Annotated in this window: 19 protein-coding genes and 1 other RNA gene; 7 read left to right on the top strand and 13 right to left on the bottom strand. The window is 62.8% G+C overall.

Annotated features, from left to right (window positions below; genetic code table 11):
- Positions 1–156 precede the first annotated feature (156 nt).
- Both fnr and J4E58_RS01255 read left to right on the top strand, forming a co-directional pair.
- Positions 157–891: a fumarate/nitrate reduction transcriptional regulator Fnr gene (gene fnr, locus J4E58_RS01260; protein WP_009042954.1), complete on the top strand. Its 735-nt coding sequence runs from the start codon at positions 157–159 to the stop codon at positions 889–891.
- 83 nt (positions 892–974) lie between these two features.
- Complete coding sequence (locus J4E58_RS01255; RefSeq protein WP_007922389.1) at positions 975–1523, top strand: adenine phosphoribosyltransferase; 549 nt, start codon at positions 975–977, stop codon at positions 1521–1523.
- Positions 1524–1609: 86 nt separating this feature from the next.
- On the opposite strand, the gene J4E58_RS01250 is transcribed toward J4E58_RS01255, so the two are convergent.
- The 5 genes from J4E58_RS01250 to dnaX all read right to left on the bottom strand — a co-directional run bounded on the left by J4E58_RS01250 (position 1610) and on the right by dnaX (position 7440).
- Positions 1610–2758, bottom strand: a complete 1149-nt coding sequence (locus J4E58_RS01250; RefSeq protein ID WP_087088620.1) for an acyl-CoA dehydrogenase family protein — start codon at positions 2756–2758, stop codon at positions 1610–1612.
- Positions 2759–2941: 183 nt separating this feature from the next.
- Positions 2942–3544, bottom strand: a complete 603-nt coding sequence (gene recR, locus J4E58_RS01245) for a recombination mediator RecR (protein ID WP_007922386.1) — start codon at positions 3542–3544, stop codon at positions 2942–2944.
- Positions 3545–3609: 65 nt separating this feature from the next.
- Positions 3610–4644, bottom strand: coding sequence for an NADP-dependent oxidoreductase (locus tag J4E58_RS01240; protein WP_087088622.1), 1035 nt, complete (start codon positions 4642–4644; stop codon positions 3610–3612).
- 270 nt (positions 4645–4914) lie between these two features.
- Positions 4915–5253 (bottom strand): YbaB/EbfC family nucleoid-associated protein, encoded by a 339-nt coding sequence (locus tag J4E58_RS01235; RefSeq protein WP_007922383.1) that lies wholly within the window; start codon positions 5251–5253, stop codon positions 4915–4917.
- A 66-nt stretch (positions 5254–5319) separates the two neighbouring features.
- On the bottom strand, positions 5320–7440 hold the full coding sequence (dnaX, locus tag J4E58_RS01230; protein WP_087088624.1) for a DNA polymerase III subunit gamma/tau: 2121 nt from the start codon (positions 7438–7440) through the stop codon (positions 5320–5322).
- Between the two features lie 139 nt (positions 7441–7579).
- Here dnaX and J4E58_RS01225 point away from each other — a divergent pair, with 139 nt between their 5' ends.
- On the top strand, positions 7580–8353 hold the full coding sequence (locus J4E58_RS01225) for an ABC transporter substrate-binding protein (RefSeq protein ID WP_053260282.1): 774 nt from the start codon (positions 7580–7582) through the stop codon (positions 8351–8353).
- A gap of 3 nt (positions 8354–8356) precedes the next feature.
- On the opposite strand, the gene J4E58_RS01220 is transcribed toward J4E58_RS01225, so the two are convergent.
- Complete coding sequence (locus J4E58_RS01220) at positions 8357–10057, bottom strand: bifunctional diguanylate cyclase/phosphodiesterase (protein WP_053260281.1); 1701 nt, start codon at positions 10055–10057, stop codon at positions 8357–8359.
- Between the two features lie 600 nt (positions 10058–10657).
- Here J4E58_RS01220 and J4E58_RS01215 point away from each other — a divergent pair.
- On the top strand, positions 10658–10972 hold the full coding sequence (locus J4E58_RS01215) for a helix-turn-helix domain-containing protein (protein ID WP_007922376.1): 315 nt from the start codon (positions 10658–10660) through the stop codon (positions 10970–10972).
- Positions 10973–11114: 142 nt separating this feature from the next.
- Positions 11115–11489, top strand: coding sequence for a VOC family protein (locus J4E58_RS01210; protein WP_007922375.1), 375 nt, complete (start codon positions 11115–11117; stop codon positions 11487–11489).
- On the opposite strand, the gene J4E58_RS01205 is transcribed toward J4E58_RS01210, so the two are convergent.
- A complete protein-coding gene (locus tag J4E58_RS01205; protein ID WP_087088626.1) occupies positions 11423–12406 on the bottom strand; it encodes a DMT family transporter in 984 nt (327 codons plus the stop codon). The two genes, J4E58_RS01210 and J4E58_RS01205, sit on opposite strands and share 67 nt — an antisense overlap.
- A 102-nt stretch (positions 12407–12508) precedes the next feature.
- Between J4E58_RS01205 and J4E58_RS01200 the strand changes: the two genes are divergently transcribed.
- Positions 12509–13375 (top strand): LysR family transcriptional regulator, encoded by an 867-nt coding sequence (locus tag J4E58_RS01200; RefSeq protein WP_087088628.1) that lies wholly within the window; start codon positions 12509–12511, stop codon positions 13373–13375.
- A 91-nt stretch (positions 13376–13466) separates the two neighbouring features.
- On the opposite strand, the gene ffs is transcribed toward J4E58_RS01200, so the two are convergent.
- Positions 13467–13563, bottom strand: an RNA gene (ffs, locus tag J4E58_RS01195) — signal recognition particle sRNA small type.
- A gap of 661 nt (positions 13564–14224) precedes the next feature.
- Between ffs and J4E58_RS01190 the strand changes: the two genes are divergently transcribed.
- Positions 14225–14611 carry a DUF6124 family protein gene (locus tag J4E58_RS01190; RefSeq protein ID WP_087088630.1) on the top strand — a complete coding sequence of 129 codons (387 nt, stop codon included), beginning with the start codon at positions 14225–14227 and terminating at the stop codon, positions 14609–14611.
- Between the two features lie 105 nt (positions 14612–14716).
- Here the strand turns inward: J4E58_RS01190 and J4E58_RS01185 are convergent, their stop codons facing one another.
- From J4E58_RS01185 to J4E58_RS01165, 5 genes are all read right to left on the bottom strand, one after another.
- Positions 14717–15883, bottom strand: coding sequence for a putative zinc-binding metallopeptidase (locus J4E58_RS01185; protein ID WP_087088633.1), 1167 nt, complete (start codon positions 15881–15883; stop codon positions 14717–14719).
- Between the two features lie 201 nt (positions 15884–16084).
- Positions 16085–18451 (bottom strand): NAD-dependent DNA ligase LigA, encoded by a 2367-nt coding sequence (ligA, locus tag J4E58_RS01180; RefSeq protein WP_087088634.1) that lies wholly within the window; start codon positions 18449–18451, stop codon positions 16085–16087.
- Positions 18452–18580: 129 nt separating this feature from the next.
- Positions 18581–19429 (bottom strand): cell division protein ZipA, encoded by an 849-nt coding sequence (gene zipA, locus J4E58_RS01175; RefSeq protein WP_009042941.1) that lies wholly within the window; start codon positions 19427–19429, stop codon positions 18581–18583.
- Between the two features lie 261 nt (positions 19430–19690).
- The gene (smc, locus tag J4E58_RS01170) at positions 19691–23179 is read right to left on the bottom strand and encodes a chromosome segregation protein SMC (protein ID WP_087088636.1); all 3489 of its coding nucleotides are present in this window, start codon (positions 23177–23179) and stop codon (positions 19691–19693) included.
- Positions 23180–23181: 2 nt separating this feature from the next.
- Entirely contained in the window at positions 23182–23841 is a 660-nt protein-coding gene (locus J4E58_RS01165; protein WP_009042939.1) for a GntR family transcriptional regulator, read from the bottom strand.
- Between the last annotated feature and the right edge of the window lie 215 nt (positions 23842–24056).

Below are 24056 nucleotides of genomic sequence, written 5' to 3'. Positions count from 1 at the left end.
TGAATGGACTGCACGAGCGCATTTTTCCGCAGTGGCCTGGAAGCTACAAACGGACAGCTTTACGACTAAGCGCAAATACGGCACGGACTGGCCGGAACCTCCTCCCGTGAGTTACCCTTACGGCTTATGTGTGTTTTCCCACAAGGATTCTATTGAATGTCCGAGCCAGTAAAACTGCGCGCTCACAACCAGGCCCATTGCAAGGATTGCAGCCTGGCCCCCCTCTGCCTGCCACTTTCTCTGAATCTGGAAGACATGGATGCGCTGGACGAAATCGTTAAACGCGGCCGCCCCCTGAAAAAAGGCGAGTTCCTGTTTCGCCAGGGCGACGCCTTCGACTCCGTCTATGCAGTGCGCTCCGGTGCCCTGAAGACCTTCAGCCTCAGCGACGGCGGCGAAGAACAGATCACCGGCTTCCACCTGCCCAGCGAACTGGTCGGCCTGTCCGGCATGGACACCGAGATCCACCCGGTTTCCGCCCAGGCCCTGGAAACCACGTCGGTCTGTGAAATCCCCTTCGAACGCCTCGACGAACTGGCCCTGCAGTTGCCCCAACTGCGCCGCCAGCTGATGCGGGTGATGAGCCGCGAGATCCGCGACGACCAGCAGATGATGCTGTTGCTGTCGAAAAAGACCGCCGACGAGCGCATCGCCACCTTCCTGGTCAACCTGTCGGCACGCTTCCGCGCCCGCGGCTTCTCGGCCAACCAGTTCCGCTTGAGCATGTCGCGCAACGAGATCGGCAACTACCTGGGGCTGGCGGTGGAAACCGTGTCCCGGGTGTTCACCCGCTTCCAGCAGAACGCGTTGATCGCCGCTGAAGGCAAAGAGGTGCACATTCTCGACCCGATCCAGCTGTGCGCCCTCGCCGGCGGCTCCCTGGAAGGCTGAAGCAGAGCCCCCGCCCGAGCCAAGCGGCTCGTGCGGGGCTATACTGGCGCGCTCCACTTCATGCCCGCCAGGACACCGCCACGATGGCCTTCGACTCCTTCGACATCAAATCCCTGATCCGCCCAGTCATCGACTTCCCCAAGCCGGGCGTGATCTTCCGTGACATCACTCCCCTGTTCCAGTCGCCCAAGGCCTTGCGCCTGGTCGCCGACACCTTTGCCCAGCGTTATGTCGAAGAAGACTTCACTCACGTCGGTGCCATGGATGCCCGCGGCTTCCTGATCGGCTCGATCATCGCCTACCAGCTGAACAAACCGCTGATCCTGTTCCGCAAGCAAGGCAAGCTGCCGGCCGATGTGCTTGCCGAGGGTTACCAGACCGAATACGGCGAAGCCTTCCTGGAAGTGCATGCCGACAGCCTGTGCGAAGGCGATTCGGTGCTGATGTTCGATGACCTGATCGCCACCGGCGGTACCTTGATCGCCGCAGCCAACCTAGTGCGCCGCATGGGGGCAAAAGTCTACGAGGCCGCCGCCATTATCGACCTGCCTGAGCTGGGCGGCTCGCAACGCCTGCGAGACATGGACATTCCAACTTTCTGCCTGACGCAGTTCTCGTTGAGCGAGCGTTAAATCGCTGCCACTTGGGTTGTCAGGGCCGGCGCTATCGCGAGCAAGCTTCGCTCCTACAGAGATGGCGCCCCACGCCTTCAGCTGGCCTACAACCCCATCTGCTTGCTGATGATTTCGTTCATCACTTCCCGGGTGCCGCCGCCGATGGACAGGATGCGGTTGTCGCGATACAGCCGCTCCACCAGGCTTTCGCGCATGTAACCCAGCCCGCCGAGAATCTGCACGGCATCGTGGGTGATGCGGTCGGCGGTATCGGTGGCGAAGTTCTTGGCCATGGAAATCTCCTTGATCACACTCTGGCCCGCCGCCATCTTCGCCGCCTGGCGATAAGTGAACTCGCGGGACACCTCCAGCGCGGTCGCCATCTCCGCCAGGCGATGCTTGATCACCTGGAACTTGCCGATGGGCTTGCCGAAGGCCTCGCGCTCCCGGGCCCACTTCAGGCTCTCTTCCAGCGCCAGCTGAGCGGTCATGTTGGCCATCAGGGCCAGCGCCAGGCGCTCGCTCTGGAAGTTGCCCATGATGCAGGCGAAGCCCAGGTTCTCGACGCCGATCAAGTGGCTGGCCGGCACCCGGCAATCGTCGAAAAACAGCTCGGCGGTATCCGACGCCCACCAGCCCATCTTCTTCAGTTGCCGGCCGACGGTGAATCCCGGTGTGCCCTTGTCGATCAGCAGCAGGCTGATGCCGCCGAAACCGGGCTCGCCGGTACGCACCGCCACCGTGTAGAAATCGGCGCGCACGCCACTGGTGATAAAGGTCTTGCTGCCGCTGACGCGGTAGAAGTCGCCGTCACGCAGCGCCCGGGTCTGCAGATTGGCCACGTCCGAACCGCCGCCGGGCTCGGTGACCGCCAGGGCGCTGATCTTCTCCCCCGCCAGTACCTGCGGCACCACTCGCTCGCGAGCCTCGGGCCGCGCCCATTTGACGATCGGCGGCAAACCGATGTCCAGCGACCCCAGGCCCGCCACCAGGCCGCCGGAGCCACAGCGCATCAGCTCCTCGCTGGCGGCGATCTTGGCGAACAGGTCGCCCTCATGGCTGCCCCCCAGGGCCTCGGGATAGCCGATACCGAGGATGCCGGCCGCGCCAGCCTTGAGGTACAGCTCGCGGGGGAAGCCTTGCGCCTCCTCCCATTGATCGATGTCCGGGAGGATTTCCCGCTCGACGAAACGTCGAACGCTGTCGCGGACCAACTGATGGCTAGGGTCGAAGTATTCCTGGCAGGCAGACATCGGCAAGCTCCTCTGAAGGTTGAGGAAACTTACCTAGCGCTTGCTTGGTTTTCAAGAAGGACCGCGCGAACCGCCCTGTAGGAGCCAGCTTGCTGGCGATGCAAGCGACGCGGCGCGCCAGGTCGGGCGGCCATCGCGAGCAAGCTCGCTCCTACAGTAGTTTTTTGCTCACAGCCGAAACACTTACAGCGCGATCGGCTTGCGCCCGGCAAACGAGTGCGCCAGGGTGCCGCCGTCCACCAGTTCCAGCTCGCCGCCCAGGGGCACGCCATGGGCGATACGCGAGGTGATCAGGCCTTTGTTGGTCAACAGCTGGGCAATGTAATGGGCGGTCGCCTCGCCTTCCACCGTCGGGTTGGTGGCCAGGATCACCTCGGTGAAACTGCCTTGCTCTTCGATCCGCGCCAGCAGTTGGGGAATGCCGATGGCTTCCGGGCCCAGGCCGTCGAGAGGCGACAGGTGGCCTTTGAGCACGAAATAGCGACCGCGATAACCGGTCTGCTCCACCGCGTAGACATCCATCGGCCCTTCGACCACGCACAACAGCGTGTCGTCGCGCCGTGGATCGGCGCATTGCGGGCACAGGTCGTCCTCGGTCAGGGTGCGGCACAGGCGGCAGTGGCCGACGCCCTCCATGGCCTGGCTCAGCGCCTGGGCCAATCGCGTACCGCCGCTGCGGTCGCGCTCCAGCAGCTGCAAGGCCATGCGCTGGGCGGTTTTCTGACCCACGCCCGGCAAAGTGCGCAGGGCATCAATCAGTTGGCGAATCAGGGGGCTGAAGCTCATGGGTAAAGGTCCGACAAAACGACGAGACGCGGTTTATACCCGCGCCTCCGATTAGCGTCAAATGCTCAGTCCGGGGCGACCCGCACCACCAGCTTGCCGAAGTTGCGCCCTTCCAGCAGCCCGATGAAGGCTTGCGGCGCGTGCTCCAGGCCGTCTACCACATCCTCCTTGAACTTGACCTTGCCCTGCAGCACCCAGGGCGCCATGGCGCTGACAAACTCCGGCTGCCGATCGCCGTAGTCGTCGAACACGATAAACCCCTGGATGCGCACGCGCTTGGTCAACAGCTGACGCTGCAACAGTGGCAGGCGATCAGGTCCTGGCGGCAATTCCTGAGCGTTGTACTGGGCGATCAGCCCGCACAGCGGAATCCGCGCCTTGGGGTTGAGCAACGGCAGCACCGCATCGAATACCTTGCCACCGACGTTTTCAAAGTAGACGTCCACGCCCTCGGAGCAGGCCTGCGCCAGTTCGTCGGCAAAGTCCGGGCTGTGGTGGTCGATACAGGCATCAAACCCCAGCTCCTCGACCACATAGCGGCACTTGTCGGCACCGCCCGCCACACCGACCGCCCGCAGCCCCTTGATCTTGGCCACCTGCCCCACCACCGAGCCCACGGCGCCCGACGCCGCGGCCACCACCAGGGTTTCCCCGGCCTTGGGCTGGCCGATGTCCATCAGGCCCATGTAGGCGGTCATGCCCGGCATACCCAGCACGCCCAGGGCCATCGAAGGGCTGGGCAAACCCGCCGGCACCGGTATCAGGTTACGCCCGTCGCAAATGCTGTGGCTCTGCCATCCGGTGGCGCCCACCACCAGGTCGCCCTCCTGGAATTTCGGATTCAGCGAGCGCTCGACCCGGCTGACTGCGCCACCGGTCATCACTTCGTTGATTTGCACCGGGGCGGCGTAGGACGGCGCATCACTCATGCGCCCGCGCATATAAGGGTCCAGCGACAGGTAAAGGGTTTTGAGCAACACCTGGCCATCCGCCAGGTCCGGCAGCGCCACCCGCTCCAGGCGGAAGTTTTCCGGCACGGGCGCGCCCTGGGGCCGGGAGGCCAGAACAATGCGCTGGTTGAGGGTCAATGCTTGCGACATCAGAGCAACTCCTTATCGAGAATTGAATCGGACCATACAGAGTGCAGACCATCGTACTGCGATCGGCGTTCGATGTTTCTCTTCCCTCGCCGCTGCCGCAGGCTGCGATCGATTGCACGGCAACCACAATCATCCAGTCAGACCCCATCGCCTGAATGACGACCGCTGCGCGCTCGATCGCAGCCTGCGGCAGCGGCTACAGGCGCCACAAACAAAAATGCCAGGCGCGATGCCTGGCATTTTCAAGTCCGACCGATGCGCGGGCGCGAATCAGAACGGCAGCTTCATACCCGGTGGCAGTTGCATGCCAGCGGTCACGCCGGACATCTTGTCCTGGCTGTTGGCTTCGATCTTGCGCACGGCGTCGTTGACGGCGGCGGCGAACAGATCTTCCAGCACTTCGCGGTCATCTTCGCTGACGCCTTCCAGCAGGCTTGGGTCGATGCTCACGCGCTTGATGTCGTGACGACCGGTCATGACCACGGTGACCATATCGCCACCCGCCTTGCCGGTGACTTCGGCGTTGGCCAGCTCTTCCTGCATCTTGGCCATCTTTTCCTGCATCTGCTGCGCCTGCTTCATCAGGCCGGCCATGCCACCTTTCATCATGGGAATCACCTCAAAGTACTTGGATAAAAACAGCGCCCGGCCTCAAGGCCCGGCGCCCTTCAGTTATTAACCCTGGCTGACCAGGGCCTCGACAGGTTCAATAGTATCGTGACGGACCACCGCGCCGAACTCCCGCACCATCTGCTGGATGAACGGATCGCCGTGGATCGACTCCTCGGCTTCGCGCTGGCGATTGGCCCGGCGGCGCGACGCGGCCTGGGCCGGGGTCTCCTGCTCGGGTTTGATCAGCTCGATGCTCACCGTCAGCGTGCGCTGGTGGTACTGGTTCAGGGCATCGTTCAGGCGCCGCTGCTGAGTGGCGTTGAACAAGGCGCTGTGGGCCGGATCCAGATGCAGCAACCAGTTGTCGCCCTCGGCGGCAATCAAGGTGCAGTTGGCGGCGATGCTCGCCGTCATCCCGGAAATCGGCAGCTTCGGGAACAGCTCCAGCCACTCCAGCGCCAGGCCGGTGGCCGGCTGGGCGGCTGGCAACGGCTCGGGTTCCGGCTCGGGATCGGCGGCGTGCTCGCTGGCCAGTTCGTCCAGGTAGCTGTAGGCCGAATCCATGTCCGGCTCGATGTAGTCTTCGTCCAGCGGTGGCTCGTCGTCCAGGTCGATCCCCGGTGTCGCGGCATCGACCTCGGCAACGCTGGGCTCCGGCACCGGGGCGCTGACCCATTCCGGCGCGTCCGGCACCACGCTGTCCGGGGCCGGGGTCGGCATCGGAGTCAGCTCAGGCTGCTCTGCGGCGGTCTCCAGCACGGGCTCGACGGCCGGTTGCTGCGCGACGACCGGTTCGACCGGGTCGTTCCACGGCAGGTCGACCACCTCTTCGGCGACGACAGGCGCTGCCTCTGGCGGCGTCTCGACCACAGGTTGCGGTGCAGGCGCCACCGGCGCTGCTGAAACAGGTGCGGGCGTTGCAACCGGGGCTGCGGCAGGTACGGCCACGGGAGTGGCCTCGACCACCGGCGCCACAACCGGCGCGGCGGCGGCAACTACCGGCGCAGCAACGGCTGCGCCAGCCACGGATTGGGCGGAATCAACTGTGGCCTGGCTGATCCCCACTGGCTTTAGCGGTTGTCTCGGCGCGTCTGCCGAGTCCGCTGGCCGGAAGGCCAGCATCCGCAGCAGGACCATCTCGAAACCGCCCCGAGGATCTGGCGCCAGCGGCAAGTCGCGCCGGCCGATCAGGCCCATCTGGTAATAGAACTGCACATCTTCGGCCGGCAACGCCTGGGCCAAAGCCAGCACCCGATCGCGGTCGCCATGCCCGTTGTCGACACCGTCCGGCAAGGCCTGGGCAATGGCCACACGGTGCAGGACATTGAGAATCTCCGACAGCACGCCGTTCCAATCCGGGCCCTGTTCGGCCAAGTGACGTACGGCCTCCAGCAAGGCCTTGGCATCGCCGTCGATCAGCGCATGCAGGACGTCGTAGACCTGACCGTGATCGAGGGTGCCGAGCATCGCCCGCACATCGGCGGCCATGACCTTGCCTTCACCGAAGGCGATGGCCTGGTCGGTGAGGCTCATGGCATCGCGCATCGAACCGTCGGCGGCGCGGCCCAACAGCCACAGCGCGTCGTCTTCGAACGGCACGTTCTCGACGCCCAGCACATGGGTCAGGTGCTCGACCACTCGCTCCGGGGTCATGTTCTTCAGAGAGAACTGCAGGCAGCGCGAAAGAATCGTTGCCGGAAGTTTCTGCGGGTCGGTGGTCGCCAGAATGAATTTGACGTAGGGCGGCGGCTCTTCCAGGGTCTTCAACAAGGCGTTGAACGAGTGACTGGACAGCATGTGCACTTCGTCGATCAGGTAGACCTTGAAGCGCCCGCGGCTCGGGGCGTATTGCACGTTGTCCAGCAGCTCGCGCGTGTCCTCGACCTTGGTCCGGCTCGCGGCGTCGATCTCGATCAGGTCGACGAAACGCCCTTCGTCGATCTCGCGGCATACCGAACAGGTGCCGCAGGGCGTGGAAGTAATGCCTGTTTCACAGTTCAGGCATTTGGCAATGATCCGCGCGATGGTGGTCTTGCCCACCCCGCGGGTGCCGGTAAACAGATAGGCATGGTGCAGCCGCTGGCTGTCCAAGGCATTGATCAGAGCCTTGAGCACATGGGTCTGGCCGACCATTTCGCGGAACGAGCGCGGACGCCATTTACGTGCAAGAACCTGATAACTCATCGAAAACCGTCGCAACTGGGAAGCGGAAGCCCGTAATGCTAGCGGAGCAAGGGCGAAATTGCATCCGGTGCGCTCGTCTAATCTGGCTAAGCTGCTCTTTGTCGGGCTCGTCAGTGGCCTTTTCCTGCGTGGAGACTCTATGCGTTTAGCCTTGGGCGCCTTTCTGCTGGTTGCCATGAATGGTTTTGCCGCAGAACCGGCCCTGCGCTTCTCGATCCCCGACAGCTGGGCCATGCCCGTGGTACAGATCGAACGCGGCCGGCCCACCCAGGGCATTCTCCACGACCTGATGGCCAGCCTCGCCACCCAGGTTGGCAACCCGGCCGAATTCCATGTTCTGGCCCGGGCTCGCGTACAAGCGGCCATGGATCATGGGGAAATCGATATCCGCTGCTATGCCGCCCAGTCCTGGCTGTCCAACCCGTCCGGCGATTACATCTGGAGTATCCCGCTGTTCGTCCAGCGCGACCTGCTGATCAGCCGCGAGCAGCCCCCGCTCCCGGTCATTCCCAGGGACCTGCCGGCGCAGCCCATCGGCACCGTCCTCAGCTACACCTACCCTTCCCTGCAACCCTTGTTCGACAGCCGCCAGTTGATCCGCGACGATGCGCGCAACCAGGAACAGGTGCTGCAAAAACTCTGGGCCGGCCGCTACCGCTACGCGGTGAGCAACCAATGGACACTGGACTGGTTCAATCAGACCCTGCCACCCGACCAGCAGTTGCACGGCGTGGCCATCCTCCAGGAACAGGCGGTCGGCTGCGTCATCCGCAACGATCCGGCGCTACCGGTGCAACGAGTGCTGCGCACTTTGTTGCGCATGAAGATGTCAGGAGAGATCGACGACATCATCGGCCTGTACACCGGCCGCAGGCCGACCGAGAGCGTCCCGCAAAGCTATGGGGCGCCGTAGCTGTCAGCCGGCTTCGTCCTGCGGACACCACTCCAGCGGCGGCAGGAAGGTCGCCACCCAGCCCGGCACCTCGCTGGCCGGCATGGGCGGGGCGATGAAATAGCCTTGCGCCACGTCGCAGCCCAGCGACATCAGCAACTCGCCGTGCTCCATGGTTTCCAGGCCTTCGGCCACCACCTGCCGGTCAAACGCCCGGGCCAGGCCGATCAGGGCCTGGGTCAGCGCCAGATCGCCCTTGTCGTGCAGCATGTCGCGCACGAACATGCGGTCGATCTTGATGGTCTGGGTGCGCAAGCGCTTGAGGTAGCTCAGCGACGAATGCCCGGTACCGAAATCCCCCAGGGAGAATTGCACGCCCAGCGCCTGGCAGGCCTCGAGGCAAGCGCTGACGTGCTGGAGATTCTCCACCGCCACCGCCTCGACGATTTCCAGGTCCAGCAACTGCGGGGCAATCTGCGGATGGCGCTCAAGCACCGCCTTGAGCCGGTCGACGAAATCCCCCCGCTGGAAATGCCGCGCGGCGATATTGACGCTGATCGGCCAACGCTGTCCGGCCAACTGCCATTGCCGCAACTGGGCCATGACCTGCTCCATCACCCACTCGCCGATATCGACGATCAGGTCGGTCTCCTCCACCAGCGGCAGGAACTCCCGAGGCGCAACCATGCCCCGCTGCGGATGCTGCCAACGCAGCAACGCCTCGAAACCCACCACCTCGCCGCTGCGCATATTGACCTTGGGTTGAAAGTGCAGGCACAGCTCGCCGGCCGCCAGCGCCTGCCGGACCCGCTCCACTGTCTGGTGGGTGGCCTTGACCTCGCGGTCCCGCGACACATCGAACAAGTGGAAGCGATTGCGCCCGCTCTGCTTGGCCACGTACATCGCCTGGTCGGCATGCCGCAGCAAGGTGTCGGCATCGTCATTGTCAGCGGGAAACAGCGTGACGCCGATGCTGGCGCAGACGTTGATCTCCTTGTCCTGGATCAGATAAGGCGTGGCGATCACCCCCAGCACCCGGTGCAGCGCCGCCCGCAACTCGCGAATGTCACGCACATGACGCAGGATCAGCACGAACTCGTCCCCGGCCAGCCGCGCCACCACGTCTTCGCCGCGAATGATCGAGCGCAGGCGCGCCGCTACCTCCACCAATAACAGGTCGCCACTGGCATGCCCGTAGCCATCGTTGACCGCCTTGAAGCCGTCGAGATCGAGCATGCACACCGCCAGCGCAATGTTCTCCTTGCGCGAGTAGTCCAGCGCCTGGTTGAGCAGGTCGGACAGAAAGGAACGGTTGGGCAAACCGGTCAGCACATCGTGCCCGACCCGCCATTGCAGCGAGTGCAACAAGCGCCGTTTTTCGCTGATATCGAAACGGATCGCCACATAACGCTGGACCCGACCAGTGGCCTCATCGAGTAAGGGCACGACAGTGCTGTCGACCCAATACAAGGTCCCATCCTTGGCCCGGTTGCAGATCTCGCCCTTCCAGACCTGGCCCAGGGCAATGGTGCGCCACATGCTGCTGAAAAATTCGGGAGGGTGCAGGCCGGAGCCAAGGATCCGGTGATTGGCGCCCAGCAGCTCTTCACGGCTGTAGCCGGAAATCGAACAGAACTGGTCGTTGACGTAAGTGATCCGGCCGGTCAGGTCGGTCTCGGAAAAAATGGCGGCTGCATCCACGGCCCTGCGGTATTTCTCATCCATGAGTCTGGCTCACTGTCGCTAGCGGTTGAACCGCTCGACCAAGGCACGAGGCCCGGAAGAGATGTTTGGGCGTTCATCCTCACTCACTTCGCAAACCCAGGCAGGCTTAGGCTGCTGGTCCGAAGGTATCTGCTGAACAGAGGTGACCGGCACATTCAGACGCACGTTAAAACTCCATAGACAGCATTCGACAATGCCAGCCCAGACAAGCCGGCAAGAGGCCGACCGAGGAAAATGGCGCACCGTCTCGCCCCACCTGACGCAATTGCAACCGTACAGCGATCGGCACCGTCATTGACCTTCGAATCGACGAAGATCAACTAAAATCAGTTAGGGATCAGCCGAATTTGGCGGGTGGGACACTGGCAATCATCAGCGAGACGTTCGCGCCTGCGCCATACCCTCGATTCTGGTGAACAAGGAAAATGCAATGAGTTCTTGTTTCATCAGTTCATCTTCTGAAACTAGATCACCAAATGCCTGTCCGAAGCGTCGATTCTACGAATTGCATCACATTTTGCAAGGCAAGGTGATGAATCATGGCGTTGCCTAATGCAAAGATTTATCGTTAAGTTCTTGATTCTAAATGGGAATTGAGCGATGCAAATTTCAAGTTTGGGTCCAGCCATCAGGCGTTACCGCAAGGTAGCGGGGCTTACTCAGGCTGAACTAGGCGAAAAAACCGGTTTTGACCCTAAAACCATCAGCCGCTTCGAAACCGGCACCTACACCCCCAGTGTGGAAGCCCTGTTCCTGCTGGCCGATGTACTCGGGGTGAAGCTGAAAGCCTTTTTCGCAGATCTGGGCGACGAAGACGAACAGCGGGCGTATCTGTTCGGTGTCATTCACAAAGCCACCCCGAAGGACCTGGGAAAGCTGATAGCAGCGGTAGACCTGGCCTTGTCCAAGCCTTAGAGCCGAGCAACACGCAGAGGAGGCAGATCTATCGAAGCCGATAGCCTGCCTCCTCTTCATTTCCGCCAGACGACTCCTGACAGGAACTGACAGCGGCGCCCCTTAAGCTGGCGTGCGCAGCCCAACCTTCCCAGGAGTCCAGATGATCGCTACCAGCACTTACCTTCTGCTTTACGTCGACAGCCCCGCCACCAGCGCCAACTTTTATAGCCGCCTGCTGGACAGGCCACCGGTCGAGCTGTCGCCGACCTTTGCCCTGTTCATTCTTGATTCGGGGCTCAAGCTCGGCCTGTGGTCCAGACAGGATGTCGAGCCAGCCACCCAAGTCACCGGCGGTGGCGGCGAACTGGCCCTGGCCGTGGCCGATAAGCAGACCGTCGACCTGCTGCACGGCCAATGGGGCGAATCCGGCGTGAACATCGCCCAGGCCCCGACCACCCTGGACTTCGGCTACACCTTCGTCGCCCTGGACCCGGACGGGCATCGGCTCAGGGTGTTTTGCCTCACCCCGGAGTGAACAGGAGCCGTGTCGATAGTGTCCGGCAGCACGGAGCGGCGCCGCGCCCAGCGCCCCTCCAGCTGCATCGCCATTACGCTGCCGAGGACGATCGCCGCGCCCACGATCACCGCGCCATGCACCCGCTCATGCAGGACCAACGCCGCCAGCAGCATGGCGATCGGCGGTATCAGGTACATGGCGATGGATGCCCGGCTGACTTCGACCCGCGCCAGCACATAGGCCCACGCCAGGTAAGCCAACGCACTGGGAAACAGCCCCAGCAGCAATACCGCCAGATTCACCCGCCATGGCGCCTGGACCACCGCGACCGCCAGCCCCGGCCAATACAGGCTCAACAGCAAGGTGCCGGCCCAGACCATGTAGCACACGACGGTCAGCAGGTCGTAACGCCCCGAATAGCGCCGCTGCAAAACGAAGTACAAGCCCCAGGAGAAGGCCGCCAGCAGCACCAGCAATCCCTGCGGCTCGATCGACGCCATGCCCTGGTCGCCCCAGACCACCACGACCGCCCCCAGCAACCCCAGCCCGACACAACCCCAGCGCCAGCCGCTGACCGGCTCTCTCAAGCAGAAAAACGCAATCAGGGTGCTGAAGATCGGCGCCGACTGCGCCAGCACACTGGATGCCCCCGCGCTCAAACCCTGCTGGCCATAGTTGAGGCTGACGTGATGCAGGGCGATGGCGAAAAAGCCCAGCACCAGCAACCAGGGCAGATCGCGCCAGCGCGGCAGGGAGATTCTTTTCACCAGGGCGATTGCCCCCATGAACAGCGAGGCAATCAAAAAGCGCAGCAACGCCAGATGGCCAGGTTCGTAGCCTTCCAGCCCAATGTGGATACCCACCGGGGAGTAGGCCCAACACAGAATGACCGCAGCGGTCGCCAGGACCAGCTTCAACGCAGGAGAGATGTTCAAGACACAGGCACTCGGCAGCACAAGAAAGGCCTTCAGTCTCCCGCCCGCCACAACTCACCACAATTAACGGATACTGAGACCAGACCTCACTGGAAATGAGTAATGGAACTGAGCCAACTGAAAATGGTGAAAGCGGTCGCCCGCACCGGCAGCATTGCCCGGGCAGCCGAACAACTGCATTGCGTGCCCTCCAACATCACCAACCGCCTCAAGCAACTGGAAGGCGAGCTGGGCACCCGCCTGTTTATCCGCGCCGGCCGCGGGCTGAAAATCAGTCCGGACGGGGAAATATTTCTCGGCTACAGCGAGCGCATCCTGGCCCTGGTGGATGAAGCCAAACGCTCTGTCGACCGCAAGGCCGAACCCAGCGGCATCCTGCGCATCGGCGCCATCGAATCCTGCGCCGGCGGGCGCTTGCCGCCCCTGCTGGCGGAATTCCATCAGCGCTTTCCACAGGTCACTCTGGAGCTGGTAACCGGCACTTGGTCGCAGCTGTTCGAGGAACTGCAACATCACCGGATCGATGGCGCACTGGTCGCGGTCGACACCCTCCCCCCGAAACTGGAGCGCACCGCCCTCTACAACGAGCCACTGGTGCTGGTTACCAGCGCCGACGCCGCGCCCGTGCTGAACCCGCGAGACCTGCAAGACCAGACCCTGTTCATGTGGCCCGGCGGCTGCCCTTATCGCCGCGCCCTGGAGCATTGGCTGAACGCCCACGACGTGACCGCGACCATCATCGGTTACGCCAGTTGGGGCACCATTATCGACTGCGTCAGCGCCGGCGCCGGCATGACCCTGGCCCCGGAAGGCGTACTCGACCGCTACACCCTGTCCGCAGGCCTGGCGCGCCACCGCTTCGCCGACCTGCAGCCGATCGACATTCGTTTTGTCTGGAACAAGGAAATACAACGCCACACCGCACGGGACGCGTTTGCGCAGTTATTGCAGGAACGATTGGGGAAATGAAACGAGCGACCGGCGAGAGACCAGATCAGGTAAAACAGGGGGGGAATTCAGAATATTCGTCGAGGACCGACAGAGGGCGTTATGGAGGCAACCCCACCAGCCACACCCCGGCACACAATGTCACCGCTGCGGCTGCTCCCTTCCAGGCCTGACCGGGTTCACGGCTGATCGTTGCGAGGGGACCAATGGGGTCACCATAACGACGCTCACCTGACGGCGAGCCGCGCCATTGTACCTATCTGCGGCGAAGTTACAACCGCTCTGTAAAGATTAAAAAATCTGAACCGCTTCAAGTACTTGGATCATTACCCCGCTCGCTTGTCGATTCCTGTAGCCGCTGCCGCAAACTGCGATCGACGGCGAAGCCGTCGCCAACCATTGGTCGAGCAGCAACGAAACGCCCTGTTGTCCGCCATTGCGGCCGCTGCGCGACCGATCGCAGCCTGCGGCAGCGGCTACAGGGACCGCGCATGAGCGAGATGGCAGTTTTGCGGCGAGCCGGCAGTCGATTTTTCGCTTTGTTTTGTAAGGGGTTTCCTAGAAACTCTGGAACGCCTTTGGGCGGGTTGTACCCCTGAATTTGATCGGGCAGTCTGCGTGGGTCGTTGCAGTTTCAACGACCCGGATGTGGAAGTCTGGAAAAGTCATTGGTACAGCGCTCAACAGCGACTGCTGGCGTTTTATGTCCGCAGATCCGTGTTATGGCGACCATGCGTGGGGCACTTTCGAGTGCGCCGGGTTTTGGGTACCAAGGACTCCCCGGTCTTCCACACCCACGCATGGCTGCCACCCTCTCGTGTGGAAGCGAGACTGGCGGCTTTCACTTTTCAGAGAGTCGTAGGTACCCACATGAAAAAGCTCGTCCCCGACCCGCCCTTCACCACCCCGCGCCGATTACGCGACCCTGAACTGGATGCGGCCAATGCCTCCCTACTCCTGTCGCTCAACGACCAGAAACAACCGCTGCTGGCGCAACTGAAAGAAACCCGCAGCCAGCCCTTCGGCCTGCATGACGCCCAGCAACGGCCGCTGTTCGCGGTGCAGGCCGGGGTGAATGCCGAAGAAGCCTTGATGCACGTCTCGCTATTGCTCAAATGCGCCGAAGAAGTCTCGGATGAAATCACCGAACAGGGCAGCGGCATCGAACGCGGGTTGATCTGGTCCATGGTGCATTCCGTGGAGATGGCTCGCGCGGTGGTCGATGCCTTGCTCGATGGCGTGCGCACCAGCCGCTGATCGCGATCCAGGGGCTTGCTTGCGATGCAGGCGACGCGGTCCGGAAGCAGACCGTGGGGATGCCATCGCGAGCAAGCTTCGCTCCTACAGAAGCAGATGGTGAGCTCAGGCTTGTTCGAGTGCTGCGTCGGCCTTGCCGCCGGCTTGTTGGATCACCAGGTGGATGAAGTGCAGCTTGGCGATCACCGCCGGCGGCAGGATGAAGGGATAGAAATCCGGCTGGCCCATGCTGCGCGACAGTTCGTTGAGCATGCCGGCCAGTTCGATCCAGGCGTTAACAAAAGAGAGGAACGCCGGGCCGCCAGGGTGCTGCGGGTCATACAGGGTATCCAGCGGGAACGGCTGGTAGTCGAAGTCCATTTCCCGGGCGCTCATGCCGAAGCCCAGCGCGGTATCGACCGCGTCCATCATGTGCAGGTAATGGGCCCAGGTTTCCGCCCAGTCCTCCCAGGGATGCATGGTGGCGTAGGCGCTGACATAGGTCTGCGACCAATCGTTCGGTGCGCCCTGCTGGTAATGCCGGTCCAGGGCTTCGGCGTAGCTCGCGCGTTCGTCGCCGAACAGCGCGCGACAGGGTTCCAGCCAATGGCTGCCTGCGATCAGGCGATCCCAGTAGTAATGCCCCACCTCATGCCGGAAGTGGCCGAGCAAGGTGCGATAGGGTTCGCGCATCTGTACCCGCACCTGCTCGCGATACGCATCGTCGGCCTCCTTGATGTCGAGGGTGATCAGGCCGTTGGCGTGGCCGGTCATGGGCGCCCTGCCCTGCAGATCAATGCCGACAAAATCGAAAGCCAGGCCGGCCTCTTCATCCTCGGCCTTGGCGATCAGCGGCAAGCCCAGGCTCACCAGTTGCGCCACCAGGCGGCGCTTGGCGATTTCCACCATGCGCCAGCGCTCGGGGTTTTCCGGTACGCTAAGATCGGGAATGGTCCGGTTCAGCCTGCACGCCACACACAGGGTAGCGGCGCCATGCGCAGGCAGCAGCCAATTGCAGGCCGCCGGGGTATCGAGGTTGGCGCAACGCCGGAACAACCCGGCTTGCGGATCGACGTCCAGCCGCCAGGTATCGGCCTCCGGTCCTGGCTGCAGCGACGACAGGCGACTCTGCTCGGGCTGATAACCCAGGGCCGCCGAACAGGCCAGGCACTGACTGTTGCGAAAGAACAGCGATTGCCCGCAGCGACACCGCCAGACCTTGCTGTTGCGGCTGTCTTCACGGACAAAGGGTGCGGCGATACGGGAACTGAGCTGTTCGAAGAAGCGGTACATGGCGATCTCTCCCTGGGCGTGCCAAGACTAGATCATATGGACGAGATGATCGTTCCATCACCTTCAGGGTGTTCCTGCCGGGGAACGCCATTCCATGTAGCCGCTGCCGCAGGCTGCGACAAGGTCCGCAGGACCTTCCGGCGCCCAACAGAGCAACGCCCGCTGCGCGGTCGATCGCCGCCTTCGGCAGCGGCTACAGGGTTATACCGAGATACCGTGCTGGCCGAGGAAGGCCACGAAGGCTTCTTCGTCCAGCACTTTCAGGCCCAATTCGTTGGCCTTGGCCAGCTTGGAGCCGGCACCGGGGCCGGCCACCACGCAGTGGGTCTTGGCCGAAACGGAACCGGCGACCTTGGCGCCCAGGCTTTCCAGCTTGTCCTTGGCCACGTCGCGGCTCATCAGCTCCAGCGAGCCGGTGAGCACCCAGGTCTGACCGGCCAGCGGCAGCCCTTCCACCACTTTCTTCTCGCTCTGCCAGTGCATGCCGAAGGCTTGCAACTGCGCCTCGATGGCCAGTGCCCGCTCGGCGTTTTCCGCGATGTCGAAGAACTCGCGCACGGCCTTGGCCTGCTTCTCCGGCAAGGTCTGGCGCATGTCCAGCCAGTCCGCCTTGACCACGCCGTCGAGGGTCGCGAACTTGTCCGCCAACTTCTGCGCCGCACCCGGCCCCACCGATGGAATGTTCAGCTTGTCGAGCATGCCGCCCAGGGTGGTGCTGGCAGCGAACTCGGCGCCCAGGTCGCCCTGATCCTGCAACTGCAGCCCGCACTGCTGCGGATCGAGCAGGGCACCGATCACCTGCTGGTTATGGCTGTCCTCGAAGAAGCTGTGAATCTCGTGAGCCACTTCCAGGCCGATATCCGGCAGGTAGGTCAGTACTTCCGGCAAGGCCTGCTGCACGCGCTCCAGAGAGGCCAGGGAGCGTGCCAGGACCTTGGCCGTCTCCTCGCCCACATCGGGAATGCCCAGGGCGTAGATGAAACGCGCCAGGCCCGGCTTCTTGCTGTCTTCGATGGCCTTGAGCAGCTTGTTGCTGGAGACTTCGGCGAAGCCTTCCAGGTCGATGATCTGCTCGTACTTGAGTTTGTAGAGATCGGCCGGCGAACCAATGAGCTTTTCGTCCACCAGCTGCTCGATGGTCTTGTCGCCCAGCCCTTCGATATCCATCGCCCGACGGGAAACGAAGTGGATGATCGCCTGCTTGAGCTGCGCGCCACAGGCCAGGCGACCGACGCAGCGGTACACCGCACCTTCGCTGATGGTTTCCTTGCCCTTGCTGCGCTTGATCAGTTGCGTGCGCTCGACATGGGAGCCGCACACCGGGCAGGTCTGCGGGATATGCACCTTGCGCGCATTTTCCGGACGACGCTCGGCGACCACCTGCACCACTTGCGGAATCACATCGCCCGCCCGGCGGATGATCACGGTGTCGCCGATCATCAGGCCCAGGCGCGCCACTTCATCCATGTTGTGCAGGGTCGCGTTGGAGACGGTGACACCCGCCACCTTGACCGGTTTCAGACGGGCCACCGGGGTCACCGCGCCGGTGCGGCCAACCTGGAATTCCACGTCCAGCAGCTCGGTCAGCTCCTCCATCGCCGGGAATTTATGAGCGATCGCCCAGCGCGGCTCGCGAGCCCGGAAGCCCAGTTCGCGCTGCGAGGCAATGCTGTTGACCTTGAACACCACACCGTCGATTTCATAAGGCAAGCCGTTACGGCGCTCGCCGATATCGCGGTAGTAATCCAGGCATTCGTCGATACCCTTGGCCAGTTTCAGCTCGCGACTGACGGGCATGCCCCAGCGCTTGAGCTGCTCCAGGTTGCCGATATGGGTGTCGGCGATATCCGCAGTAACCTGGCCGATCCCGTAGCAGCAGAATTCCAGCGGGCGACTGGCGGTGATCTTCGAGTCCAGCTGGCGCAAGCTGCCGGCCGCGGCGTTCCGTGGGTTGGCGAAGGTCTTGCCGCCAACTTCCAGCTGCGCGGCATTGAGCCGCTCGAAACCGGCCTTGGACATGTACACCTCGCCGCGCACCTCCAGGGTCGCCGGCCAGCCACTGCCGTGCAGCTTCAGCGGAATGTTGCGCACGGTGCGCACGTTGACGCTGATGTCTTCGCCAGTGGTGCCGTCGCCGCGAGTCGCGCCGCGCACCAGCACGCCGTCCAGGTACAGCAGGCTGACCGCCAGGCCATCGAGCTTCGGCTCGCAGCTGTATTCCACCGCCGCACCGCCACCGAACAGATCGCCTACCGGCAGGTCGAGACCCTCGGTCACCCGGCGATCGAACTCGCGCATGTCGGTTTCTTCGAAGGCGTTGCCCAGGCTGAGCATGGGGATTTCGTGGCGCACCTGAGTGAAGGCCGAGAGCGCCGCACTACCGACGCGCTGGGTGGGCGAGTCGCTGCTGACCAGCTCCGGGTGTTCGGCTTCCAGTGCCTTGAGCTCATGGAACAGGCGATCGTATTCAGCGTCCGGAATGCTCGGCTCGTCGAGTACGTGATAGCGATAGTTGTGCTGATCCAGCTCAGCGCGCAGCTCAAGAATGCGGGTTTCGGCGGAGGTCATGGTGTTCTCTCAAAAAGCAAAAGAGCAGCCTAGGCTGCTCAATATTTGTCTGGGTGGGCCCTTCGGCCCTATCGCGAGCCCGCTCCGGCAGGCCAAGGGTTATGCCGGAACGGCTGGCTCGCGAAGCGCTCAGCGCTTCTGGGTCAGGGCGCGACGTTCGAATTCGACGATGCGCTGACGGTAGTGCTCGATGGTCTGGGCGGTCAGCACACTGCGCTGGTCATCCTTCAGCTCGCCATTCAGTTCCTGGGACAGCTTGCGCGCCGCGGCCACCATCACGTCGAAAGCCTGTTTCGGATGACGCGGGCCTGGCAGGCCGAGAAAGAAGCTCACTGCCGGGGTGCTGAAGTGGTCGATGTCGTCCAGGTCGAACACGCCTGGCTTGACCGCGTTGGCCATGGAGAACAGCACTTCGCCGTTGCCGGCCATGCTTTCGTGACGGTGGAAAATATCCATCTCGCCAAAACGCAGGCCGCTTTCCAGGATGTTCTGCAACAGCGCCGGGCCCTTGAAGCCGCCGGAGTCACGGCAGATCACGCTGATCACCAGCACTTCTTCGGCTTGCGGCTGGTCCTTGTCGGCGTAACCGGAAGCCTTGGTTTCATCCGGGAAGTCATCGTCGCGGCTGCTGAAGCTCGGGCCGCCATCCAGATCCAGGTTGAGGTTCAGGTCGCCCTGCTGTGGCTCGCTGGCACGCTTGCCACGCTTGGAACCGGATTCGCGCGGTTCGCGCGCCGGCGCGCTCATCGACGGCAGGTCGTGCTCGTCGAGTTGCGGTTCCTTATGGGTATCCAGCACGCGGGGCGGGCCCAGCAGTTCGGCACTGCTGTCGTCGTCCGGCAGGTTGGACAGGCTACGATCCAGGCGGAATTTCAACTTTCCCTTGCCGCCGCGCATACGGCGCCAGCCATCAAAAAGAATACCGGCAATGACAATGATGCCGATGACGATCAGCCACTCGCGCAGACCGATTTCCATGTAATCCCGTGCCTCTATGAAAAATGCTGAAAAATAAGAGGTTTAGCAAACTGCAAACCGCTTTAAAACGTGGCGCCAACTCTATGTTCTGACTGGCCTTTTGCCCACGTATAGGAAAAATTGACATTAAACTAGCACGACCAAAGACAACTTTACACCGTCTGTCGCAACGGCTTCATTCAATATGTCGATCAGCCAGTACTCGGCACAGGTAAAAACCTCTTACTTGTCACTTACATACCGGCTTTGGTCGCCCGGATATCAGGCGTCCACCATCGCCATCGCCTCCTCGACATCCACTGCTACCAGGCGCGAACAGCCGGGTTCGTGCATCGTCACGCCCATCAATTGATCGGCCATTTCCATGGCGATCTTGTTGTGGGTGATATAGATGAACTGCACCGTCTGCGACATCTCTTTAACCAGCCTTGCGTAGCGTCCAACGTTAGCGTCATCCAGCGGGGCGTCAACTTCGTCGAGCATGCAGAACGGTGCCGGGTTCAACTTGAAGATGGCAAATACCAGCGCCAGGGCCGTCAATGCTTTCTCACCACCGGACAACAAATGAATGGTGCTGTTCTTCTTCCCTGGCGGACGCGCCATGATCGTTACCCCTGTATCGAGTAGATCTTCGCCCGTCAGTTCCAAATAAGCGCTGCCGCCACCGAAAACTTTTGGAAAGAGCGCCTGTAAACCGCCGTTAATCTGATCAAAGGTATCCTTGAAACGATTACGGGTTTCCTTGTCGATCTTGCGAATCACGTTTTCCAGGGTTTCCAGGGCTTCCACCAGATCGGCGTCCTGGGCGTCCAGATAACGTTTGCGCTCGGACTGCTGCTGGTACTCATCGATGGCCGCGAGGTTGATCGCCCCCAGGCGCTGGATACGCGCGGCAATCCGCTCGAGTTCTTCCTCGGCCTCTTTCTCGCTGGCCTGCTCGGCCAGCGTGGCGAGCACGCCCTGCAAGTCGTAGCCGTCTTCCAGCAACTGGTCCTGCAAGGTCTTGCGGCGCACGCTCAGGGCCTGCCATTCCATGCGCTGCTGTTCGAGCTGGCCACGGATCAACTGCGATTGCTGCTCGGCCTGGGTCCGACGTTTTTCCGCGTCGCGCAATTCGCGGTCGGCATCTTCCATGGCGATCTGCGCGCTCTTGAGCTCGACGTCGACGGTCATGCGTTTTTCGAGCAATTCCTCGAGTTTCAAGCGCAGCTCTTCCAGCGGCGCGGCGCCCTCCTCCAGGTTCAGGCTGAGCTGTTCGCGCTTCTCCGTCAGGCGTTCCGATTGCAGCTCCAGGCGCTCCAGGGCCTGACGGGTGGAATCGTGCTGGGCCTTGAGCGACCCCAGGCGTACCGCCAACTGATGAGCGTGATCCTTGTGCTGGCGCGCCTCCTGGCGCACCCGATCCAGGTGCTCGCGCAAACTGTCGCGCTGGGCCAGCAGCAATTCGCGCTGCTCGGTGTCCAGGGCCATGCTGTCGAGGGCTTCCTGCAACTGCAGACGGGCTTCGCCCACCTGCTCGTGCTCCACAGCGCGCTGCTCGCCCAGCTCCGCCACTTCTTCATCCAGACGGGTACGGCGCAGGGCCAACTGCTCGGCCTTGGCCTTGCCGGCGGAAAGCCTGGCTTTCAATTCACCCTGCTGACGGGCTTCGTCCTGCAGCAGGCGGCGCAGGTGTTCGCGACCGTTCTCTTGCTGGCGCTGTTGCGCACGCAGGTTCTGCAAATGGGTTTCCAGGTCTTCCACGCTGGCTTCGCGCTCGTCGCGCTCTTGGCTCAACTGCTCGATTTCCTGGTTGCGCGCGAGCATGCCGCTTTCCGCTTCGCTGGCGCGGCGCACCCGCAGGAAATGCCGACCGACCCAGAAGCCGTCGCGACTGATCAGACTCTCGCCGGCCGCCAACTGACCGCGCAGAGCGAGGGCCTGTTCAAGGCTTTCCACCGGCTTGACCTGGCCCAGCCACGGCGCCAGATCGACCTGAGAATCGACCTTGTCCAGCAGGCTGCCAGGCATCCGCGCGCCCTCGCCCGCCAACTGGAGCAGGCGCAGCTCGCCCTGCTCGAAGCCGGCCAGGTCGAAGCCGGCAAAATCGTCGACCAGTACCGCTTGCAGGTCGGCGCCGAGTACGGTTTCCACCGCCAGCTCCCAACCGGCCTCGACCTTCAGGCCTTCGGCCAGCCGCGGACGCTCGGCCAACTGTTGCTCCTGCAGCCATTGCGCGGCGCCGGTCCCCGGATTGAGTGCTGCCTGCTGCAAAGCCTCCAGCGAGGCCAGGCGCCCATTGAGACGCTGCAATTCGCCCTGGGCCTGCTGTTGGGCCTGGGTCGCCTGATGCAGCTCCTGGCGCAGTTGCTCCAGGCGCTCGACTTGAGCGTCTTCGCTGGCCTGCAAATCTTCCAGGGTCGCCTCGCTGGCCGCGAGTTGTTCATTGAGTTCGAGGATCGCCGCGTCTTCCGGGTCGGCGGCGAGCAACGCGCGCTCCTCCACCAGGCGCCGCTGGCGCTCGCCCAGGCGTTCCATGCTGCCTTCGAGCTGCTGGATACGCGACTGCTGCACCTCGGCCTGGCGTCGCGGTTCGGCGGATTTGAGGTTGAAACCGTCCCACTGCTCCTGCCAGCCGTGCATGGTGGTTTCGGCTTCTTCCAGGGCCGCGGCGGCCTCTTCGGCGGCGGCGCTGGTGACTTCCTGCTCGGGCTCGAGCATTTCCAGCTCTTCACCGAGAGTGGCGAGCAAGGTGCGGTCGTGGCCCAGGTGGGATTCGGTCTCCTGCCGTGCACGCTCGGCTTCGCGCAAGTCGTCCTGCAACTGGCGCAAACGCTGCTGGCCGTGCTGGATGCTCTGCTCGACCCGGGCGATGTCGCCACCGACCGAATAGAAGCGCCCCTGCACTAGATTGAAGCGCTCGGACAGCTCATGGTGACCGTCACGCAGGCGTTCGATGGCGGCATCGGCATTGCGTTGCTCCGCCACCAGGGCTTCAAAGCCGACTTCCTGGTTGCCGATGATCGACTCGCGCTGGCCGACCTGATCGTTCAACGCCTGCCAGCGCAACGCCGACAGCTGGGCCTTGAGCTGACGCTCCTCGCTTTTGTATTCCTGGTACTTCTCGGCCGCCTGGGCCTGGCGGTGCAGGCGTTCGAGCTGGCGTTCCAGCTCCTCGCGCAGGTCGGTCAGGCGCGCCAGGTTTTCGTGGGTACGGCGGATGCGGTTTTCGGTTTCCCGGCGGCGCTCCTTGTACTTGGAAATCCCGGCGGCTTCCTCGATGAAGTTGCGCAGGTCTTCCGGCTTGGCTTCGATCAGCTTGGAGATCATGCCCTGCTCGATGATCGAGTAGCTGCGTGGCCCCAGGCCGGTGCCGAGGAAAATGTCGGTAATGTCGCGACGGCGGCACTTGGCGCCGTTGAGGAAATAGCTGTTCTGGCTGTCGCGGGTGACCTTGCGGCGGATGGAGATTTCCGCGTAGGCCGCGTACTCGCCGACCAGGGTGCCGTCGGAGTTGTCGAAGACCAGCTCGATGCTGGCCTGGCTCACTGGCTTGCGACTGGTGGAACCGTTGAAGATGACGTCGGTCATCGACTCGCCGCGCAGGTTCTTGGCCGAGCTCTCGCCCATGACCCAGCGCACGGCGTCGATGATGTTCGACTTGCCGCAACCATTGGGTCCGACCACCGCCGCCATGTTACTGGGGAAGTTCACCGTGGTCGGGTCGACGAAGGACTTGAAGCCCGCCAGCTTGATGCACTTGAGCCGCACGCTCAGGCAACCGTCAAGGCGGCGACTACCAGGTCGCAACTGCGCCGGGCATAGGCCGTCAGCACCAGGCGGATCGTCGGCAGGTCACGGGCCAGCACGGCGGCCAGCAGTTGCTCGAACAGGTCGAGGAATTCGCTCATTTCCGCCTTGCGCTGCTCCAGGGCCAGGAAATAGGCACGGCTCATCGCCGGCTGCAGGTTCTCGACGGTTTCCTGCAAGTACGGGTTGTCGGCGAACGGGTAGGCGGCGCGCATCACGTTGAAGCTGTCTTCGACGAAACTGCGGATGTCCTGGCGCTCGTAGGCGGCGATCAATCGTTGTTGGATCTGCAGGAACGGCGCCATGTCGGCCTGCAGTTCCCAGCCGTTGGCCACCGAGTTGCCCAGCAGGATGTACAGCTCGCTCATCAGGGTGCACAGGCTCTGCACCTTGTGCGGGGTGAGTTCGGTCACATGGGCGCCACGACGCGGCAGGATGGCGATCAGGTGACGGCGCTCGAGGATCAGCAGGGCCTCGCGGACCGAGCCGCGGCTGACGTTGAGGGCCAACGTGACCTTCTGTTCCTGAATGCGCTCCCCAGGCTTGAGCTCGCCGCGAATGATGCGTTCGGCGAGGTGGTGAGCGATTTGCTCGGCGAGGCTGTCCGGCGCCTTGAACGTCATGGTTTTCCTTCAAACTCTTAGATCGGTACAAGCGGCGCAGTGTAGCGCAATTGCTACCTCATGGCGGAGTGCCCAAGGGCCTGAATTTGGCACGGAATAAGCAAAAGGCACTGCGGCCCGGGAGGGTCAATACTGTTTGAAAGCGCTTGTTGATCGGCAAAAAACGATTTCCTGACCCTTAAGTCAGAAAATCATTGACCGAAAAGTCAGACATG

It is taken from the genome of Pseudomonas sp. FW305-25, assembly GCF_017351415.1.
Classification (GTDB): Bacteria; Pseudomonadota; Gammaproteobacteria; order Pseudomonadales; family Pseudomonadaceae; genus Aquipseudomonas; species Aquipseudomonas chlororaphis.
The sequence above is the reverse complement of the archived record's forward strand: the minus strand, read 5'-3'. Positions and strand labels throughout refer to the sequence as shown.

Excerpts from the sequence above, each read along its gene's own strand:
- fnr (WP_009042954.1), top strand. The coding sequence starts at position 157 with ATGTCCGAGCCAGTAAAACTGCGCGCTCACAACCAGGCCCATTGCAAG.
- J4E58_RS01255 (WP_007922389.1), top strand. The coding sequence starts at position 975 with ATGGCCTTCGACTCCTTCGACATCAAATCCCTGATCCGCCCAGTCATC.
- J4E58_RS01250 (WP_087088620.1), bottom strand. The coding sequence starts at position 2,758 with ATGTCTGCCTGCCAGGAATACTTCGACCCTAGCCATCAGTTGGTCCGC.
- recR (WP_007922386.1), bottom strand. The coding sequence starts at position 3,544 with ATGAGCTTCAGCCCCCTGATTCGCCAACTGATTGATGCCCTGCGCACT.
- J4E58_RS01240 (WP_087088622.1), bottom strand. The coding sequence starts at position 4,644 with ATGTCGCAAGCATTGACCCTCAACCAGCGCATTGTTCTGGCCTCCCGG.
- J4E58_RS01235 (WP_007922383.1), bottom strand. The coding sequence starts at position 5,253 with ATGATGAAAGGTGGCATGGCCGGCCTGATGAAGCAGGCGCAGCAGATG.
- dnaX (WP_087088624.1), bottom strand. The coding sequence starts at position 7,440 with ATGAGTTATCAGGTTCTTGCACGTAAATGGCGTCCGCGCTCGTTCCGC.
- J4E58_RS01225 (WP_053260282.1), top strand. The coding sequence starts at position 7,580 with ATGCGTTTAGCCTTGGGCGCCTTTCTGCTGGTTGCCATGAATGGTTTT.
- J4E58_RS01220 (WP_053260281.1), bottom strand. The coding sequence starts at position 10,057 with ATGGATGAGAAATACCGCAGGGCCGTGGATGCAGCCGCCATTTTTTCC.
- J4E58_RS01215 (WP_007922376.1), top strand. The coding sequence starts at position 10,658 with ATGCAAATTTCAAGTTTGGGTCCAGCCATCAGGCGTTACCGCAAGGTA.
- J4E58_RS01210 (WP_007922375.1), top strand. The coding sequence starts at position 11,115 with ATGATCGCTACCAGCACTTACCTTCTGCTTTACGTCGACAGCCCCGCC.
- J4E58_RS01200 (WP_087088628.1), top strand. The coding sequence starts at position 12,509 with ATGGAACTGAGCCAACTGAAAATGGTGAAAGCGGTCGCCCGCACCGGC.
- J4E58_RS01190 (WP_087088630.1), top strand. The coding sequence starts at position 14,225 with ATGAAAAAGCTCGTCCCCGACCCGCCCTTCACCACCCCGCGCCGATTA.
- J4E58_RS01185 (WP_087088633.1), bottom strand. The coding sequence starts at position 15,883 with ATGTACCGCTTCTTCGAACAGCTCAGTTCCCGTATCGCCGCACCCTTT.
- ligA (WP_087088634.1), bottom strand. The coding sequence starts at position 18,451 with ATGACCTCCGCCGAAACCCGCATTCTTGAGCTGCGCGCTGAGCTGGAT.
- zipA (WP_009042941.1), bottom strand. The coding sequence starts at position 19,429 with ATGGAAATCGGTCTGCGCGAGTGGCTGATCGTCATCGGCATCATTGTC.
- J4E58_RS01165 (WP_009042939.1), bottom strand. The coding sequence starts at position 23,841 with ATGACGTTCAAGGCGCCGGACAGCCTCGCCGAGCAAATCGCTCACCAC.